The organism is Snodgrassella sp. W8158 (assembly GCF_016100435.1).
Lineage (GTDB): Bacteria > Pseudomonadota > Gammaproteobacteria > Burkholderiales > Neisseriaceae > Snodgrassella > Snodgrassella alvi.
The window spans coordinates 276,879-295,960 of sequence record NZ_JACFSM010000001.1 but is presented as its reverse complement, the minus strand read 5'-3'; the positions used below and the strand labels follow the sequence as shown (position 1 = coordinate 295,960).

Annotated in this window: 16 protein-coding genes; 9 read left to right on the top strand and 7 right to left on the bottom strand. The window is 39.4% G+C overall.

Features of this window, described 5'->3' with window-relative positions; translation table 11 throughout:
* Positions 1 to 134 precede the first annotated feature (134 nt).
* Complete coding sequence (locus H3V11_RS01180) at positions 135 to 1,016, top strand: LysR family transcriptional regulator (protein ID WP_198223431.1); 882 nt, start codon at positions 135 to 137, stop codon at positions 1,014 to 1,016.
* Positions 1,017 to 1,067: 51 nt separating this feature from the next.
* Here H3V11_RS01180 and H3V11_RS01175 read toward each other — a convergent pair whose 3' ends face one another.
* The 3 genes from H3V11_RS01175 to H3V11_RS01165 all read right to left on the bottom strand — a co-directional run bounded on the left by H3V11_RS01175 (position 1,068) and on the right by H3V11_RS01165 (position 4,195).
* Positions 1,068 to 2,597, bottom strand: a complete 1,530-nt coding sequence (locus tag H3V11_RS01175) for a class I adenylate-forming enzyme family protein (protein WP_198223430.1) — start codon at positions 2,595 to 2,597, stop codon at positions 1,068 to 1,070.
* Entirely contained in the window at positions 2,597 to 3,424 is an 828-nt protein-coding gene (locus H3V11_RS01170) for an SDR family NAD(P)-dependent oxidoreductase (RefSeq protein WP_100116085.1), read from the bottom strand. Before H3V11_RS01170 ends, H3V11_RS01175 begins: the two co-directional genes overlap by 1 nt.
* A gap of 309 nt (positions 3,425 to 3,733) precedes the next feature.
* Complete coding sequence (locus H3V11_RS01165; protein WP_025331143.1) at positions 3,734 to 4,195, bottom strand: hypothetical protein; 462 nt, start codon at positions 4,193 to 4,195, stop codon at positions 3,734 to 3,736.
* A gap of 651 nt (positions 4,196 to 4,846) precedes the next feature.
* On the opposite strand from H3V11_RS01165, the gene H3V11_RS01160 reads away from it, so the two are divergent.
* Entirely contained in the window at positions 4,847 to 5,011 is a 165-nt protein-coding gene (locus tag H3V11_RS01160) for a hypothetical protein (RefSeq protein ID WP_198223429.1), read from the top strand.
* A gap of 624 nt (positions 5,012 to 5,635) precedes the next feature.
* Here the strand turns inward: H3V11_RS01160 and rnhA are convergent.
* Together rnhA and H3V11_RS01150 are read right to left on the bottom strand one after the other, a co-directional pair.
* Positions 5,636 to 6,070, bottom strand: a complete 435-nt coding sequence (gene rnhA, locus H3V11_RS01155) for a ribonuclease HI (protein ID WP_078475184.1) — start codon at positions 6,068 to 6,070, stop codon at positions 5,636 to 5,638.
* A gap of 31 nt (positions 6,071 to 6,101) precedes the next feature.
* Positions 6,102 to 7,508 (bottom strand): FAD-binding oxidoreductase, encoded by a 1,407-nt coding sequence (locus tag H3V11_RS01150; RefSeq protein ID WP_198223428.1) that lies wholly within the window; start codon positions 7,506 to 7,508, stop codon positions 6,102 to 6,104.
* 129 nt (positions 7,509 to 7,637) lie between these two features.
* On the opposite strand from H3V11_RS01150, the gene H3V11_RS01145 reads away from it, so the two are divergent.
* The 6 genes from H3V11_RS01145 to purF all read left to right on the top strand — a co-directional run bounded on the left by H3V11_RS01145 (position 7,638) and on the right by purF (position 13,144).
* Positions 7,638 to 7,997, top strand: coding sequence for a hypothetical protein (locus tag H3V11_RS01145; protein ID WP_078475149.1), 360 nt, complete (start codon positions 7,638 to 7,640; stop codon positions 7,995 to 7,997).
* A 6-nt stretch (positions 7,998 to 8,003) separates the two neighbouring features.
* Complete coding sequence (locus H3V11_RS01140) at positions 8,004 to 8,489, top strand: protein YgfX (RefSeq protein ID WP_198223427.1); 486 nt, start codon at positions 8,004 to 8,006, stop codon at positions 8,487 to 8,489.
* Positions 8,490 to 8,493: 4 nt separating this feature from the next.
* Positions 8,494 to 9,798, top strand: coding sequence for a bifunctional tetrahydrofolate synthase/dihydrofolate synthase (folC, locus tag H3V11_RS01135; RefSeq protein ID WP_198223426.1), 1,305 nt, complete (start codon positions 8,494 to 8,496; stop codon positions 9,796 to 9,798).
* A gap of 43 nt (positions 9,799 to 9,841) precedes the next feature.
* Complete coding sequence (locus H3V11_RS01130; protein ID WP_198223425.1) at positions 9,842 to 11,011, top strand: SPOR domain-containing protein; 1,170 nt, start codon at positions 9,842 to 9,844, stop codon at positions 11,009 to 11,011.
* A gap of 14 nt (positions 11,012 to 11,025) precedes the next feature.
* Positions 11,026 to 11,523, top strand: coding sequence for a CvpA family protein (locus H3V11_RS01125; RefSeq protein ID WP_198223424.1), 498 nt, complete (start codon positions 11,026 to 11,028; stop codon positions 11,521 to 11,523).
* An 85-nt stretch (positions 11,524 to 11,608) separates the two neighbouring features.
* Positions 11,609 to 13,144 (top strand): amidophosphoribosyltransferase, encoded by a 1,536-nt coding sequence (purF, locus tag H3V11_RS01120; RefSeq protein ID WP_198223423.1) that lies wholly within the window; start codon positions 11,609 to 11,611, stop codon positions 13,142 to 13,144.
* A gap of 180 nt (positions 13,145 to 13,324) precedes the next feature.
* Here the strand turns inward: purF and H3V11_RS01115 are convergent, their stop codons facing one another.
* Together H3V11_RS01115 and H3V11_RS01110 are read right to left on the bottom strand one after the other, a co-directional pair.
* Complete coding sequence (locus H3V11_RS01115; protein ID WP_084552987.1) at positions 13,325 to 14,395, bottom strand: zinc-dependent alcohol dehydrogenase family protein; 1,071 nt, start codon at positions 14,393 to 14,395, stop codon at positions 13,325 to 13,327.
* A gap of 305 nt (positions 14,396 to 14,700) precedes the next feature.
* Positions 14,701 to 15,282 carry a bacterioferritin gene (locus tag H3V11_RS01110; protein WP_025331132.1) on the bottom strand — a complete coding sequence of 194 codons (582 nt, stop codon included), beginning with the start codon at positions 15,280 to 15,282 and terminating at the stop codon, positions 14,701 to 14,703.
* Between the two features lie 619 nt (positions 15,283 to 15,901).
* Here H3V11_RS01110 and H3V11_RS01105 point away from each other — a divergent pair.
* The gene (locus tag H3V11_RS01105; RefSeq protein WP_198223422.1) at positions 15,902 to 18,964 is read left to right on the top strand and encodes a S8 family serine peptidase; all 3,063 of its coding nucleotides are present in this window, start codon (positions 15,902 to 15,904) and stop codon (positions 18,962 to 18,964) included.
* Positions 18,965 to 19,082: the final 118 nt, after the last annotated feature.

Sequence of the window (19,082 nt, the reverse complement as noted above, 5' to 3'; positions counted from 1 at the left end):
AACTCCTTTTTTCCAGAAAATAATAGCTAAAATTTTTTATATCTGTAAAACAGGATTTTTTGATTTATTTATAACGGAAAATCCGATATATTAAAGAAATCTAATGACACTAATTAATGAAGACTGATTACACTATGGAAAAATTTGATTTAGAAATTCTTCACACATTTGTTGTCATTATAGAAATGGGCAGCTATACAAAAGCTTCGAATATTTTATTTAAATCTCAATCGGCTATCAGTGAACAAATCCAAAAGCTTGAGGTATTTTGCGATGCACAACTGCTACATCGTGGCAGATACGGCGCGAAACCGACAGCTATTGGTGAAAAAATGTATAAGCATGCAAAAAAGATATTATCTTTAAATGATAATATCATAAATGATATTAGAAACCATGATTCGGTATATGAGCTGACACTTTCAATTACAGATTATTTTATGCCTGCCACGATAGCATCTGTATTAAGAGGACTACGTGACCAATGTCAGAATATTCAATTTAATGTCTCAATTCAGAGCAGTTCAAAAATGCTTCTTGAACATACTCTGGAACAATATGATATTGCTTTATTTATTCATTTAAACGGGCAGCGATTACCCGATAATGATAATTTTATGGTTGTAGGGCATGAACCGCTCTGCTGGGCTGGTTCGAAAGATCTTAGTATAACCGGATCTGATCCGCTGCCAATTATAACTTTGCCAAAAGGCTGCTTATTACAAAAATTAGCTATAGATAAATTAGAAAATAATAAAATATTTTATAATTTATCTCATTATGCTTCCAGTGTTATTGGTATGCAGTCTGCTATTGAGGCTCAATTAGGCATAGGCTGCCTGAACAGATCGTCAATGTCTAAGAAATTTATCGATTACACCGATATCCTGAAACTTCCGGCATTACCAGATATTGATTATATTATGTATTATAAATCGGAGAAAAATCCTTTTATAAATACGATAAAAGGATTAGTTGAGCGGGTAACAAGCAATGATAATGCTTTTGAAAAATAAAAATTTTTAAAAAATACTATTATGCTAATCAGTACTGGTGTTTTCGCTAACTCAGATCTTAGATAATTCATAATATCGATTGATAAGTTGTTTTCTGTCAACTTTGCCAATATGAGTCATGGGCAATTCGTCAATGATATATATTTTTTTAGGCATCTGGTAACGTGCAATTTGTGGTTTTAACCAGTCTATTAAAGTATCTTCGGTTTGTTCAGTATGCGCTGCTAATACCACAAATGCCACTAATCTCTGTCCGAATTCCTCATCATTAACACTAATAACGGCTAAGTCGTTAATGTCAGGATGGTTAACTAAGCATTGTTCGAGTTCGAATGGGTAAACATTTTCACCACCTGAAACTATCATGTCATCAGCCCGACCATTTAGATAGTAATTATTTGTACTGTCTTTTTGAACTATATCACCAGTAGCAGTCCAGTTTTTGCCCTGAGTGGACCACGCACATTTGATATAGAGTTCACCTTTTATCGCATCCTCTATGCCATTGTTCATTAATTTGGCTGATAATCCTTTAACAGGCTTACCTAGAGTTGATGGGTGAGTGATCAAATCATCCGGCGTTGCAATCAGGCATATTCCAGCTTCCGATGTGCCATATAAGTTAAATAACACTTTACCAAGTTGATTAATTGTTCGTTGAACCAGTGTGACAGCAATTGGTGCGCCGCCGGTGATGATGCATCTTAAACTACGTAACTGCGTTACAGAATAATTCATCATTCGACTGAGCATTAAGGGAACGAGGGTGATAACTTCAATGTTATGTTTGTTAATAAGTTGACAAACTTTGGCGGTATCAAAGCGTTTATTGATAAATATAGTGGCACCTAATAGTACCGACATACACAATGTCGCAATACCAAAACCATGGTAAATCGGTGTTGCTATATAGATTCTGTTATATTTGCTCAGGTTTAATTTCATCAACAATTGATAAAAAGGACTGATAAAATTTTGTGCTTTACTATTGCGTCCTGCCATTTTAAAACGTCCTGTTGTACCACTGGTTAACACAGTAAGTTTATTAAAATGGGTAACTTTAAGATTGCCGGAATAGGGTGGCATCTTATCCTTTAAGAGCGAGTAAATGGAAATTTGCTCCGGATGATCTGTTGGTAATGATTTGACATCAATTAAGATAGGAATTTGAGGATCATGTATGATCCAATCAAATTTTACCGCATCTTGTATATTTTGTAATTGCTTGGCTGATAGTTCTGTATTGAGTAAGTAAATATCTGCACCTAGGCGGGCAATAGCAAAGAGAGTTTGAATCATAATAGTATGATTACTTGCCATTATGGCTATTTTTTGATGCGGTTTTATGTCACAATGCGCTGCTAATTTTTTGGCTAAATGCTGTGACTGCGTATAAAGTGTACGATAATTTATGCAATTGTCATTTTCATTAATGGCAATTTGGTCTGGGCTCAGTTTCTGACGTACATAGAGCAATGCCATTAAATTCATTCCAACCGAACGAAAACTCATTAATAAATAAAAAATTCCTTTAAAAGTCAAAAGTTTAATGGTGTATAGCGCTTTGATTGTTTTTATCATCATTTTCTCTTAATGTAATAACAATTTAATTTAAACCAGATGCCATTAAACAGGACGCTGGCCAATTGCACTATCATCGCCCACCATGGTTTATATTGGCGTTTTTGTGTTTGTAATAAATAACTTATAATTGTAGCAGCTTGCTTTGGCTGTAATGCAGGTAAGTTCTGATAAGCTTTGGTCGGCTCGATCATCCTTGTTTTTACTAAAGGTAAATATGCTGTCGATACTTTGATTTGCCGGTTTTGTAATTCAGGCATTGCTGAACGCAGCCATTGATCGAATGCCGTTTTTGAGGCTTGATATGCTGACCAATTCACCGCTGGCGCAAACAACACATTGACAGCCGAAACGTTAATAATATGTCCTTTACTTTGCTGTAATTTGGGGATAAGTGCAAGGCATAATTGTACCGGAGTCAGGTAGTTTAATTTTATGGTTCGTTCAAAATCATGCTGCCGGTCTAACGATTGCATGACCGGGCGACAAATCGATTTACCGGCATTATTAATAAATATATCAACAGGTAAATTTTGTATATATTTTATGAATCCATCAAGTTGTTCCTGATCACGCAAATCAGCTGCATAAATGTCAACTTTAGCTTTGCTCATAGTGAGCCGTTGCTTTAATTCGCGCAGTTTATCAACTGTGCGCGCAACCAATATTAAGTTGCAATCAATATCGGCTAAAAGATAACAAAGCGACTCTCCAATGCCATAACTGGCGCCTGTTATAATGATAGTTTTATGTTTTAACCGCTGCGTTAAACGGCGGATATTAGGTTTATGTACATAAAACAGCAAAAAGTTAAGCAGTTTAATCAAAGCAACGGATTTCAATTGTAAATAATATGAACAGCAGCATGAAGGTAGCAATTAATAAATCAATAGGTTATTTATTTTTGTTACGTCATCATTTTAATTTCATATGTTAAGTAATTAGTCTGGTTAAATCCTGTCCTTAGCATGGATCAATAAAGCAGGCAATCATCATGACGGAATAAATAGCGGGAATGTAAATCATCCTAGAATATCATATATTCCAAAAAGATAAACAAACCTTGCCAAAGATAGGATAAAAAATTAATGCTACAAGTTTAATTGAAAACTTTATAGATTTAGTAAATGAAAAAGTTATATGCCTATAATATAGAATGAACCATACTTTTGTATAGTTACATCAATCCAGGCTATAAAATCGATAATCATCTGAGAAAGCAAAGGTTTGGATTTAGAAAACTTGTGAGCCGTTTCTTTTAAATAATCGTCTTCCAGCATACAGACAAAACGAAAATCAAATAAATCACTTTTAAGTTCTTTTAAATTCTGGGCTTGATCAACTCTGGTCTTAAGCCTTAATAGTGCCGGTTTTATAAGTAGCCATTGTTCTGTATTAACTTCGGTGATTCCCCAATGCCCATATTCACCGTATTTAGGAACATACTCGTATATAATGCCCTCAATAAAGCTGAACGCTCCTTCTGTCAGGTATTTAGATGTAGTACTGTAGACGGCTTTTTTATTAGGGGGTATGGCGAATTCAAAAATAAGCCCGCCTATGTTCTTATAATATGATTGTAAATTAAAATTAATCATGCACACACCATTATATTTCTCAAATGAGATTAAAACTGTATTAAATACAGGTACACTGAATATATTTTTAATTCAATTAATATATTATTTTAAATGGAAATTTGATTTATTTTAAAAAATTCAACTAGATACTGAGTTATATTTTAGGTGAAAAATTAGGTATTTTATACATGTATTTATAGATTAATTATAAATAATCATTGCAATCGTGTTATTGTGTTTTCAATAATATTGGAATATTTTAGCATGGAATAAAAAAAAAGGTTTAATTAAATTAATCTGTTTTTTCCATAAAATTTCTTCGAGCCCACATCTACCGGCTTAGGCTGAGTTTTAAATTTTTCTAAGCCGATACAAAACTTATCAAACAATATGCTTCTAGGCATGATAGCACTATTATGGTAGCTGAGAAGTGGGTAAGTGATAATAATTTCTAAAGAAATTAAAGCTTTATTCAACTAGTTCTATGCCAAGGACAATTGATTAATAAAATACCAAATTTATTTTTAAATTCCTATTGAAAATATAAGAAAAGATATTATATAAAAATTGTATTCATATATTATTGAAATGTAAAATATGGATATATAGTGATAATTTATATTTAAATTATTAATTAATTATGTTTCGATTAAATAGAAAGGACATATTATGTCAGAACCTCATTCTCCTTATTATTATATAAAAGGTGGTGATACTTATCATTGGGAAAAAAGTTGTTCTAATAATCATTACCATCCTAATAATGATAAATGGGTTAAGGTGGATAATAAACCAACTGGTAAAGAACAATGTAATGAATGTAAAGCGAAATAGTAATTGTTTGGTTAAATAATAAATTGAGTTTAAAATTTCTCTGTATGGAATAAGGTTGATATGGATTGGAATATTATGTGGAATATGATTTGGTAATCATCTCTATTACTCATTATGATTTAACGCTCAATTTAGCATTGCATAGCCTGATATCTTAGGAATCAGGCTTTGTTTTTTAATAAATTAATATATTTCTACTTAATAGATCGATTGATAAATATAACAATAATTTAGTTTCAATCTTGAATGATAATAATATAAGATATGTTAGTATTGTTTCCTGGTTGTTTATTATATTATTGAATTTATTTATTTTTTTGCTATAGCTATGATGGACATTAATGATTATTTTCAATATTAATTTGTAGCAAAATTTTGGTCAGAGTAGAATGTTTTCAGTTAAATAGAAATATTATCTGAATATTTATTAAATGGTTAATTTAATTAAATTAATCTGTTTTTCCAGAAAATTTCTTCGAGCCCATATCTGCCGGTTTAGGCTGAGTATTAAATTCTTCTAAGCCGATACCAAAACTTATCAAACAATATGCTTCTAGGCATGATAGCACTATTATGGTAGCTGAGAAGTGGGTAGGTGATAATAATTTATACAAAATTAAAGCTTTATTTAACCAGTTCTACACCGCGATTAGCCAGTTCATCAGCCTTTTCATTTCCCGGATGTCCGGCATGGCCTTTAACCCAGTGCCAGTGTACCTGATGCTTACTTACTTCGCTGTCCAGTGCCTGCCACAGTTCAGCATTTTTTACCGGCTGTTTTGAGGCAGTTTTCCAGCCGCGTGCTTTCCAGTTATGAATCCATTCCTGCATGCCGTTTTTAACATATTGTGAATCTGTGTAGATGTTAACAATACACGGGCGTTTTAATGCTGCAAGTCCTTGAATTACAGCTGTGAGCTCCATACGGTTATTGGTGGTATTAGCCTCACCGCCGAAAAGCTCTTTACTGTGGCTGCCGGATTGTAAAAAAGCCCCCCAGCCACCCACGCCGGGATTGCCTTTGCAGGCGCCGTCGGTATACAGAGTAACTTCACTCATATTCATAGTTGATTTAAAAATGCTTACTATATCACGTATGCACAGGTAAAACTTTTCCGGGATTCAGGATACCTTCGGGGTCGAGGTTATGCTTTTGTGCCTGCATCCATTTGATTTCTGCATTACTGCGAACACGTGGTAGCCATTGATTTTTTAACTGACCGATGCCATGTTCGGCAGCTATACTGCCATGGTAATTTAATACCTGTTCATATACGACTTTATTGATGTTTTCTTCATATTGATAAACATCATTATTCATAATATCAGCAATAAAAACGTTGTAATGCAGACTGCCATCACCGAGATGGCCGAATAAAATGGTCTTGGTTTGCGGAAAGGTTTTAATCAGTTGTTGCTGGCAGTTTTCGACAAAGTCAGCAACATGTTCAATCGGAACGACAATATCATGCTTAATACTGGCTCCGAGACTGCGTTGTGCCGCAGATATGTTTTCACGCAAACTCCATAAATGCTGACGTTCTGTTTCAGACTGAGCAATAACTGTATTAAGCCAGTTACCTTGTTCCAGTACGCTGATTAAGGGGTCGGTTAAATTTTGTGCCGGCAGGCTATCGCTCAGTTCTACCAGAATATGCCAGCTCGCATGAGTTGGTTCGCGTAACTGTCTATAGCTGGCTGACAAACTCAGAGCCGCCTGACTGATCAGTTCAAAGCTGGACAGGCGCTCGGCAAAGTGATTTTTCAGTGCGGCTAACAGACTGGTGGCAGAGTGAATATTGTCTACGCCAATCCATGCTGTTAAGACACTTTGCGGCGGAGCAAACAGTTTTAGTGTGGCAGCGGTAATAATCGCCAGTGTGCCTTCACTGCCAATGATTTGCTGACGCATTTCATAGCCACTGGTGTTTTTATGCAGTGGATACAGGTGACTGACCAGTTCGCCATCGGACAGGACATATTCCAGACCCAGTACCAGATCACGCATTGTGCCATAACGCACTACATTCAGACCGCCGGCATTACAGGCAATATTTCCGCCTATCTGACAGGAGCCTTCACTGGCCAGACTCAGGGGAAAATAGCGATTGGCAGTTTGAGCGATTTTCTGTACTTCAGCGAGTATCATGCCGGCTTCTACGGTAATGGTGTTGTCAGCCAGATTGAGTTTGCGCATGCGGTTAAGTTTACTTAACGACAGGATAATTCCTTTACCGGCAACAGAAGCATGCGGTGTAGCACCGCCACACAAGCCGGTATTTCCGCCTTGCGGAGTAACAGGAATATGCTGCTGATGGCAATAGCGCATAATTTCCTGTACAGCGCTGACAGTATGCGGTTGTAATACTGCAAAAGCCTGTCCATGATAACGGCCGCGCTGGTCGGTACAAAATGGTTCGATAAGCTGATTGTCAGTGAGGATTTCATCAGGCGTAAGGATTTGCTGAAACCGGGCTAGATGAATGGTGTGAGGCATGGCAGTTAACCCTGTAGACACAATAAGCTGATTGTACGGTAATTGAAAATTGCGGGGCGGTAAATATACGCTATCGCAGAACGTTTACAGTACAATATGGTTATTCAGTAATATTAGTAAGGATAGGGCATGTATTTTGTTGATCGCAGTGCTGTTGTGCTGAAACCTGCTCAGGCTTTTCTCGACTGGCTGAAAAGTACCAGTGATGATTTGCCTGAGTTAACTTTGTCACAACTCCAGAGTAATTGTACTACATTGCTGGTACCGGAATTTGAAACCCCGGAACAGGTCATTGGTTATATTGGTGAACGTTTTAATCTGATTTTTGAGGCAGAGCTGTCTGCATGGGAAGTTGAGCGTAAGCTGTGGCCGGTATTGGATATTGATCAGTTCTGGAATTTTTTTACAGTAGAAGTGCATGATATGGTACTGGATCTGGTAGATACAGATATACATATATCTCCGGTATATGGTGAAGAACAGGTTTAGTATCTGATGATGGCATGTGTTGTGCGGCTGAAGCCATCCCGATGTGCTTTATATTTGGTTGTGATTATGCATGTACTGACACTAGTGGCTATTGTGTTCTACAGTACAGGCTGGTTATGTCTGATATGGCTGCTGGCATGGTTATTATCTGCACTATGGGCAGGTTATGGCTTGCGGCAAGGCAGAGTCAAAAAAATTGAAATCAGCTCACAGGGGCAGGCTTCACTGCTATTTGCACAGGGCAAAGCTGCTGTACCGGCTAAACTGTGTTGCAGAGGTATTGTTATCAGAGCAAATATGATGGCTTTACACTGGCAAACTTCGCGCGGCCGCGTATACCAGCTTTTGCTACCGGATATGACCGATGCGCAGGCATGGCGAAGATTACAAGTATGGGTACGCTGGTGTCAGCCAAACAATACACAATCGGTTTTGAGGCAATCAATCTTGAATAAGGTTATCCGCAGGCTCAGGCTGAAGGATAAAAATTAGGATAATGACAGAAAAATTTCATGCAACTGGTTTGTCCTCATGGCTGCAACATCTGGAAAATGGTGTGGCCGGCGGCGAAATTGAAATGGGGCTGGCTAGGGTAGGTGCTGTTCGTGACCGGATGGGTTTAAAGCCGGTATGTCCGCTGATTGTTGTTGGCGGAACCAATGGTAAGGGTTCGGTGTGCGCTTATCTGACACAGATTTATCATGAAGCCGGTTATCGGGTTGGTACCTTAACCAGTCCGCATTTGTTACGTTTTAATGAACGTATTGCAATTAATGGTGAAGCTGTTGCTGATGATCTGATTGTCAGTGCGTTTGAACATATACAGACAGCACGGGCTGAGATACCGTTAACCTATTTTGAGTTTAATACGCTGGCTGCCGTAGATGTATTTATACGTCAGCATGTAGACGTAATGATATTGGAAGTAGGGCTGGGCGGGCGGCTGGATGCTGTCAATATATTTGATGCCGATGTGGCAGTGATTACCAGTGTTGATTTGGATCATGAGGCATTTCTTGGTGATACAGTAGAAAAAGTGGCATTTGAAAAAGCAGGCATTATGCGTGCTGGAAAGCCTGTAATTTGTGCTCAGATTCCTGTACCGCACAGTCTGTCATCGCATGCGGCAGAGGTAGGAGCAGATTTACTTTTGTTTGGCCGAGATTTTGATTGCCATAAGATGGAAATGCAGCAGTGGTCGTATCGTTTTCATCCACAAGAAAGTAGTTTATATACAGGTGAACATGCCCGTCATGCTTTACCGATACCAGTATTGCGCGGTAATTTTCAGCTTAGTAACGCGGCTTGTGCATTAACTGTGCTGGAATGTTTGTCTGAACGTTTGCCTCTGGATATTGGTGCAATTAAACGCGGCTTGTTGCGCGTACGCCATCCGGGAAGATTTCAGGTGTTGCCCGGACGACCGGTTACGGTACTGGATGTGGGGCATAACCCTCATGCAGCAAGGGCATTGCGCAGCAGTTTAATTGCTTTACCCTATGCAGAAAAACGCATGGCTGTATTCAGTATGCTGGCTGATAAAGACATTGATGCGGTTTTGGAAATTATTAAAGATCAGTTTGATTGCTGGTTGATAGCTCCGCTTGCTTTGCCGCGTGGTATGACTGTACAGGCTTTACAAGAAAAATTTATTCAGCATAATATTACTGCTGTGACAGCTTATCCTGATGTTAAGAAAGCTTATCAGGCTGCTTTATCAGAGGCCGGTGAGAATGATAGAATTGTTGTATTTGGTTCGTTTCATACAGTAGCAGAAATAATAGATTTATCTTCAAGGTAAATTCTGAAAATAGAAACGATAAGGTCAGAGGAGTTAGTGATTAATGAATGCACAGGAAAATTATGAACAGCTGAAACGGCGCAACAGGCGCCGTTTGGTAGGTGCATTAATTATGGTAGTCATTGCTGCTATATTGCTGGTTATTATGCTGAGCCGTCGCACGCCTCAGTCTGTACCGGCACCACAGCTTGAAGTCAGAACTGCTTCGTCAGAAACAGCTTCCGGCACAGCAGGTATGGTGTCTCAGGCGAGTGTTGTGGCGCAGGCACAATCTGCTTCAGCTATAGTACTGGAACCGGTAACGGCGGCAAGGTCATCTTCGGTGAATACAACTGTCGGTTCGGGTAATGCATCTGCGGTATCTGAACATAAACAGGAAAACAGTATATCTAGACCTGTAATGCGTGAAGAAACAACACATCCTAAACCTGTCTTGCCAGCTAAAATAAATAATACACCAGTACCGCCAGAGCGGCGGCCAAATGATACTGATTCAGCAGGTATCAAACCGTCTTCTGAAAGAAAGTTTGTTGAAAAAAATAACAGACAACAAGTACATAGTGAAGCAGTACCAGTTGTTAAACCAAAACCGGTTATTAACAGAACTCCGGTAGAAACAACAGAAAAAACTAAACAGGTTCCTGTTAATACGGCAAGCAGTAACCGCCCTAAAACTGAACCTGTAACAGTAAAGCCGGCAAATAAAACACCAGCCAGTACAGTTGATACTACACCTGTAGTAAAAAACAGAAGTGAAGTTGCTAATACAGACAAAAAACCTGTGTCTGCAACACCTAAACCAATAAATAAAAATCCAGTACCCGTAAAACCGGCGGCGACAGCAAAACCGGCAAATAATACGGCAGGCGGTAAACTGACACCGCAGCAGATATTGGAAAATAAAGCAGCCGGTACGGTGTCTAAAAATTCTGCTTCCGGTCAGAATCGAGGCAATGCTACCAGTAGCAATAATAAACCGTCTGTGGAACGGACTGTAATTCAGATTGGTGCCTATACCACTGAGGCGCAGGCTAATCTGGTACAGCAAAGGCTGGCTGTTGCCGGTGTCACTACCAGTATCAGTAAAAGTCAGACTAGTAAAGGCACACTGTATCGGGTACGCAGCCAGGTTTATAATAATCGCAGTCAGGCTTTGCAAAATCTGGATAAAGTGCATGCTGCAGGACTGGACGGACTGGTAATTGGTTTATAGGAAGTTGGTATTGCATGACCCTTTTTGATGTGCTGGCTCTCGGTCTGATATTGTTAACAACCCTGGTTGCTATGATGCGCGGGCTGGTGGGCGAAATAGCTTCACTGTTATGCTGGGTGGTTGCATTTGTCGGAGCCAAGTTGCTGGCCGCACCTGTGGCTGATATGGCTTTTACGACTATGCAGCCACGGGCACTGGCTGTTTCATTATCATATGTGATGGTATTCGGTGTGTTATGGATTATTCAGCGTCTGATGCGCACAGTGATTACTTCAGCATTGAAATCGATCGGGCTTGGCGGAGTTAATCGTATGCTGGGCGCCTGTTTCGGTGCGATTAAAGGAATTATTATTGTCACTTTAGTGGTGCTGATATGTTCTTTTACTGATTTGCCGAAATCTCCTGTGTGGCGGGATTCATTTACAGCAGGCATGTTTGAAAGGCTGGCGATGGTGGCGGTGCCTTATCTGCCGTCTTTTCTTGCTGATAAGCTGAATTCATCATCGGTATAACAGCATGAACATAAGTAACCGAATACAACGCGCGTTTTTAATAACAAAAAACGCGCGTATTTATTTGTCTTGAATGGAGAAAGTAATGTGTGGTGTATTGGGTATTGTGGCACATGAACCGGTAAATCAACTTTTATATGATGGTTTACAGATGCTGCAACATCGCGGACAGGATGCTGCCGGAATTGTTACCGCTGAGGGTAATATGTTTCACATGCATAAAGGTCGCGGTATGGTACGTGATGTATTCCGTACCCGTAATATGCGTGAACTGATAGGTAATGTTGGTATTGCTCATGTCCGTTACCCGACAGCCGGAAATGCCAATTGCAGTGCTGAAGCGCAACCTTTTTATGTAAATTCCCCTTTCGGAATTGTGCTGGCACATAATGGTAATCTGACCAATACCGAGGAGTTATTTAAAAATGTCTGTTTTACTGAATTACGCCATGTAAATACCCGCTCTGATTCTGAAGTGCTACTTAATGTATTGGCACGAGAGCTGGAAAACCAGGTTGGGAATCGTACTGCACTGGCTTTATCGGATATTTTTGCTGCTGTGGCCGCACTGCATAAACGGGTACATGGTGCGTATGGTGTGGTGGCATTAATTGCCGGTTATGGTTTACTGGCTTTTCGTGATCCGCTTGGTATCCGGCCTCTGTGTCTGGGTAAAAGGGAAGAGAACGGTCATACAGATTATGTCGTTGCTTCTGAATCTGTGGTTTTCCCTAGTCTGGATTATGAGCTGGTAAAAGATGTGGCACCCGGTGAAGCTATTTTTATCAGTAATGAAGGCCAGTTATTTTCACAGCAGTGCGCACAGGAACCTCATTTGATGCCTTGTCTGTTTGAATATGTATACTTTGCCCGCCCGGACTCTGTGATCGATGGAGTATCGGTATATCAGGCTCGCCTGAATATGGGGGTAACTCTGGCAGAAAAGGTAAAACGGACACTGGATTTAGCAGACATTGATGTAATTATGCCTGTACCGGACACCAGCCGTCCCAGTGCTATGGAGCTGGCTTTGCATTTGAATAAGCCTTACCGGGAAGGACTATTTAAAAATCGTTATATCGGCCGGACATTTATTATGCCCGGGCAGGCTGTGCGTAAAAAATCTGTGCGGCAAAAGCTTAATCCGATGAATTATGAGTTTAGCGGTAAAAAAGTTCTGTTGGTAGATGATTCTATTGTACGTGGTACAACCAGCCGGGAAATTGTGGATATGGTGCGTGAAGCAGGAGCGATAAAAGTTTACTTTGCTTCCGCCGCACCGGCTGTATTGTTTCCGAATGTTTATGGTATCGATATGCCAACCCGGGAAGAATTGATTTCATACCGGCGTAATGCAGAGCAGGTGGCTGCGGAAATTGGTGCCGATGGTGTTGTATTTCAGGATTTGGATGATTTGAAAGAGGTAGTTTTAAAGCTGAATCCGCAAATTGAAGGTTTTGACAGTTCTTGCTTTGACGGCCGTTATATTACGGGTGATGTTGATGAAGCTTATCTGCAACATCTTTCTGAGAATAAAAATGCATTAGCCACTTCTTTTGTGGTTCCCAGTTTGATTGAACACAGTGTTAGCGTGCAGGAAGATGAGGATGAAGAAGAATAAATTGATATTTTAAATTCTACGGCGAATCGGATAAATAACAGAATTGCTGAATATTCGATTTTTCAGCGGATTTAAAGAGATAATCATTTTGTAAACAGACAGTAATCAATAAAGCAGCCTTAATGGCTGCTTTATTTAGTAGGGCTGATTTCATTAAAGCTTTTATCTGCTCGGCAGTATTTAATAATCAATAATAACTTTCATGGCTTTTTCATCTGCAGCATGCTTAAAGACATCATAAGCTTTTTCCAGTTCATTAAAGTGGAAGTGGTGAGTAGCCAGCTTTTCCATCGGCAGTTTGCCTGAGCAACAGGTTTTTAGCAACATGCCGGTAGTGTTGGCATTAACCAGACCTGTGGTAATGGTAAGATTTTTAATCCAGAGTTTTTCCAGCTCAAAGTTGACTGATTGCCCATGTACACCTACGTTAGCCAAGTGTCCCCCTTCTTTTACCACACGCTGACAGATATTCCATGTGGCTTCAAGCCCTACAGCTTCCATAGCGCAGTCTACTCCGCGGCCGCCGGTGTACTCCAGAACACGCGCCACCGCGTCTTCACTGGCAGAATTAATGATTTGCGTGGCACCCAGCTCTTTTGCCATATGCAGGCGGTTATCATCCATATCAATCATGATAATCTGGGAGGGAGAATATAATTGTGCGGTTAATAGGCAACTCATTCCTACCGGGCCGGCACCAACAATGGCTACTGTATCGCCGGGTTTAACATCACCATATTGCACGCCGATTTCATGTGCAGTAGGTAAGGCATCTGACAACAAAACGGCCACATCTTCATTTAAATTTGCCGGTAATCGGTAAAGTGAATTATCTGCAAAGGGAGTACGTACGTATTCAGCCTGAGTACCATCAATCATGTAGCCCATAATCCAGCCGCCACCACTCTGGCAATGTGCATAAAGCTGTTTCTGACAGTTTTCACAAGTACCGCAGCGGCTGACACAGGAAATAATGACTTTATCGCCTTTTTTAAAGTTTTTAACCGCACTGCCTGTTTCTTCAATAATACCAATCCCTTCATGCCCGAGAATGCGACCGTTGAATTGACCGTCTTTTTGAATGGCGGTTTGTTCAATTTCCGGATTTTTTCCTTTCCAGATACCCAGATCGGTACCGCAAATAGTTGTCCGGGTTAAACGAATGATTGCATCAGTTGGTTCGATAATAACTGGTTTAGCCCGTTCTTCAAAACGAATATCACCTGCTCCGTAGTACACCATTGCTTTCATGTTGTTTACTCCATAAACTATTGAAAAATAATCCAGATATCTTTCTGGAAACCTCTTGATATGATTGTAGTGCAAAGAGATTCATACCACAATTTACCTGAGTATTTTCTTTAAAAGGTTTGTCGGAATATTAATTTGCCTCAAGTTTGAGCGATTTATTGCTATAAAGATAAATAGAATTATGTCATAATAGATAGTTTGAAATAATAATAAATATAAAGTTCAAACATACACTACTGGCTGGAAAAGCAGTCTGAAAAAATCCGCAGACTAACTACGGATTTTTATGTTAAATCACTAAATTATTAAATTATTTTTTTCGATACGGGTTTGCCATCCAAACCTTCCATCATGTCGGATAATTCGTCTGCATGATCTTCTTCTTCAGCAAGAATATGTTCGAGTATGCGTTTAGTAGTGGTGTCATAATCGCTGACATACATAATGGCCTGCCGGTAAAGATCAATCACAATACGTTCTGCAATCAAATCTGACTCTACCATATCCCGTAAAGTTTCTCCCTCAATATATTCTGTCGGTGAACGCTGAATAAACACATCCGGATTCAAATCCGGTTCACCGCCAAGCTGGGTGATACGTTCAGCCAGCATAGCTGCATGTTTTTGTTCCTGCTCTGCATGTTCCATAAATTCTTCTTTAACAGCATCCATAAACAGGCCGGTTGCCATGTAGTAATGTCGCAGATAACGCAGTACACATACCCATTCTGAAGCCAAAGCTATATTAAGCAGTTCGATTACCCGTTCTACATCCAGCTCATAAGTAGAAGTAATCGGTCCGTCTTCATAATTTTTGCGTGCATTTTCCCTTAATTCTTCAGTGGTGCTGAATTTAATATCTCTTTTTAGCGGTTTGCGTTTGTTCATGCTTATCTCCTTATTTATCTAAACAAGTTACGGTTTGTTGCCTTGTGTTCCTTTTATAACGGTAACTGATTGTATAAGTTGTTGTCTATGAAAGTATTTTTAATATAAGTAATAATTAGCTGAATTTAATCGCATATTGTTTATTTAAATGTTTTCTTCTAAATATTTAATATATCAAGTCAAATATAATTAATTTATAAAGCATATATTTATGTTTTATGAGTAAAAAATTTAAAAAATATTATTCTTTATGCGTAAAAATTTTATTTTTTTTAATGAGATACTGCATTAATGCCTTTTAGTACCTATATTTCGCCGGTTTAAATCCATATTGTAAATAAAGCTATAAATTATTTATTTGGTATATTTATTTATAATTTACCAATCTGAAATTAAATACATAATAGTACGGAATATTAAAATAGATAAAAAAAATCTTATTTGGTTAATAAATATATAGACAAGTAAATCAGTAATTTAGACCATGTATCATGCCTGAATGCTAAACCCGAACTGAATAAGCAAATCAATGTTCATTAAGGTTATCAAGAAATATTAATAAAAATGAAATTTAAATTTTTATATTTATTTTTCAAATTAAGATAAAGGAACAGCCAGTATGAAACATTCAGCTTTAATGCTTAAATCAATAGTGATTGCTGTTTCATTTGCTTTAACGGCATGTGGTGGCGGTGGCAGTGGTGTTCATTCTAATTCTACGGAAACTGGCGGTAAACCGGGTGGAACCGATCCCGGTACCGGAAACCAGACACCGGGAGACGGAGAAAATACACCGAATGTGCCTTCACCAGTTACTCCTCCTCCGATTAATCCTCCTCCGGTGAATCCTTCACCAGTTAATCCTCCTCCAGTTAATCCAGATCCAGACAAACATGAGCCGGTTGATCCGACTCCGATAGATCCGGCTGATAATATTCCTGTTCCTTCATCCAATCCGTCGAGAATGGACAGTACCGAATCAGCAATAAAAGTTCCGTTGAGTAAAAACCAGTATCCTCGCAGTGTATACGGTGAGGATAATACACAAGCTAACCTACTAAATCTGAAAGATGCACGGGATCAGGGGCTGGATGGTAAGGGGGTGAAGGTCGGTATTGTTGATTTGCCAGTCGATGTTAATCATCCGGCTTTACCTGACAATGTTGTTGATTTGGGACAGTTCGGGACACCTTATAATGGTAAAGCTTACCCGCATGGTGATGCAGTAGCTTTAAATATCGCCGGTAAAGATGTCAGGGGTAAAAAAATTGGAATTGCTCCGGAGGTGCAAATTTATTCAGCCAGTGCAACAGATAGCCGCGGGCCGGGATTAATCAATTTACTGGCTACCATAGATTCGTTTAACGCGCTTGATAAGGCTGGCGTGAAAATCGTCAATAACAGTTATGGCGCTAATTATTATAGTAATAAGCAATGGTACACTAATGTAGCTAAAGCTTATTTAAATGCAAATAATCCTGCTGATAAATCTGCATCCTATATCGGTCGTTTTGTTTCTCTGCTTCGGGATGATATGCTGTTTATCTGGGCAGCTGCCAATGATGGGCAAAGTCAGCCCAGTATTGAATCGTTATTTCCTTTAATTGAACCTGAATTGCAGAAAGGCTGGATCGTTGTTGCTGGTGTAAATAGCGATAATACAATTCAAAAGTCTTCCAACAGATGCGGCGATACTAAAAATTGGTGTATGGTGGCTTATTATCAGTATGAGATTGCTAATTTATACGCAAAGCCCGGCGATGATATTAATGCATTGCCACTAACCTATATCACGGGCACTTCATTTTCTGCTCCGCAGGTTACTGCTGCTGCGGCACTGGTTAAACAAAAATATCCCTGGATGACCAATAATAATTTACGAACCACATTACTGACGACGGCCACTGACCTGGGCGCTAAAGGTGTAGATTCGGTATATGGCTGGGGACTGCTGAATATTGGTAAGGCGGTTAACGGACCGGCACAATTTGCCTTCGGTGATTTCTCAGCAAATGTAACCGACGGCAGCTATGTATTCAGTAATGATATCAGCGGGCAAGGCGGGCTAATCAAAGATGGTACCGGAACACTGATATTGCAGGGTAATCATACTTATCAGGGTAAAACGCAGATTAATTCCGGTACGCTGGCCGTAAATGGCAGTAGCCAGTCTGCAACGCAAATTGGTAAAGATGCTGCTTATCTGGTTAAAGGCTTCACTGGTTCAGTAGATAATTCAGGTACATTTATTAGTCGGGATGCCACTGTTAATGGTAGTTTTAACCAGACGAGGGCGGGTACTTTTCAGACCAGCCTTGGTAGTCGAACTACTGTCAATGGTACTGCCAGTCTAGCCGGTAGATTATATTTCGATGCGCTTAAAGCCGGTTTTGTGCCTCAGACAGGGATAAAAGTAGCTGTTATTAATGCACAGAAACGCTTGGGTGAATTTGACTCAACTGAATTTTCCGGTGGAATTCTGCTAGATGGTAAAACGGTTTACGATGACAATAATGTAGATTTTGATATTACCCGCATTTCTACACAAAAAGCTGTTATGGATAATGGTCTGTTAACCCGCAGTATTGCCGATCCGGCAATAGAGTCCGCTGCCAGAGCTGTGGATACGGCTTTCAGCCAGCTGGATGGTATACCCGCTGCAGACCAATATAGTGAACAGGATAAAGAATTATTCGATGGTGCGGCCAGAATTCAGAATGTACAGTCCGCTCAGCGTTTAAGGCGGTCGTTATATTCTTTATCCGGTGCGGTTTACAGTAACGCTAATATGGTCAGCACTCTGACATTAGGAAAACTGAATAGTGACTTTATGTCATCAATTCAGAATAACTCTGATGAGGTTAATGTGATTATGGAATTTAATCATTCACAGAATCGCTGGAATCCCACTGTTGTCAGAGGAAAACAGAATACTAATAGCGGTATATTCGGTATCAGTAAAAAATTTGGTAACGGATTATCTGCAGCGATGGCTTATACTTTTCAAAATACCGGCTGGAATGAACAATATGGCAATGCTGATATTAAAACCAATGGTTTAATTGCTGGTTCATTTTATGCGCCAAATCGATGGAACGGTGCCTACATATCCGGCAGCTTTGGATACAACCGTTTTTCCAATGATGTCAACCGGCGAATATGGCTGGGTGAGTCGTCAGAAGCAACAGGAGCAAAAGCCAAAGGTAACGTATGGCAACTGGCTTTTAAAGGAGGTAAAGCGTTTTATCTGAATCAATTGATTCTGACACCGCAGCTAGGTCTGAGATATGATTATTTGCAACAGAATCATTTTAGTGAAGACGGGGCAAACGGTTATGGTTTATATGCCCGAAAGCTTAATAAAGGTGTTGTAGCCGGTTCGGCCAGTATTCTTACTCAATATCGTTTTGGTATACGGGATACTGTGTTTGATATTTTCGGACTGCTGGGTATTGAGCATGATTTTCGCGACAGAGAATATGCAATGAGCGGAGGTTTTGCCGGAATACACGGAAATGAACGTTCCGGTAAATGGGCTTCAGCAAAAACACGCTGGAATGCTGCTGTAGGTGGAAATGTACAGATCAGCCATAATCTGAAAGCAGGTATTCAGTATCAGTATGAAAATGGCAGCCACTGGCACAGTAATTCAGGAATGGCAAACTTAAAAATCACTTTTTGATTATGATAAATGATAATGATAAGTAGTAAAACGGATAATTAACCGGATTTCAGGTTAACTAAAATTCTTTTTTTGAGAAATTAAAATTTTAATTTAACAGAATGCTGTCTGAATTGAG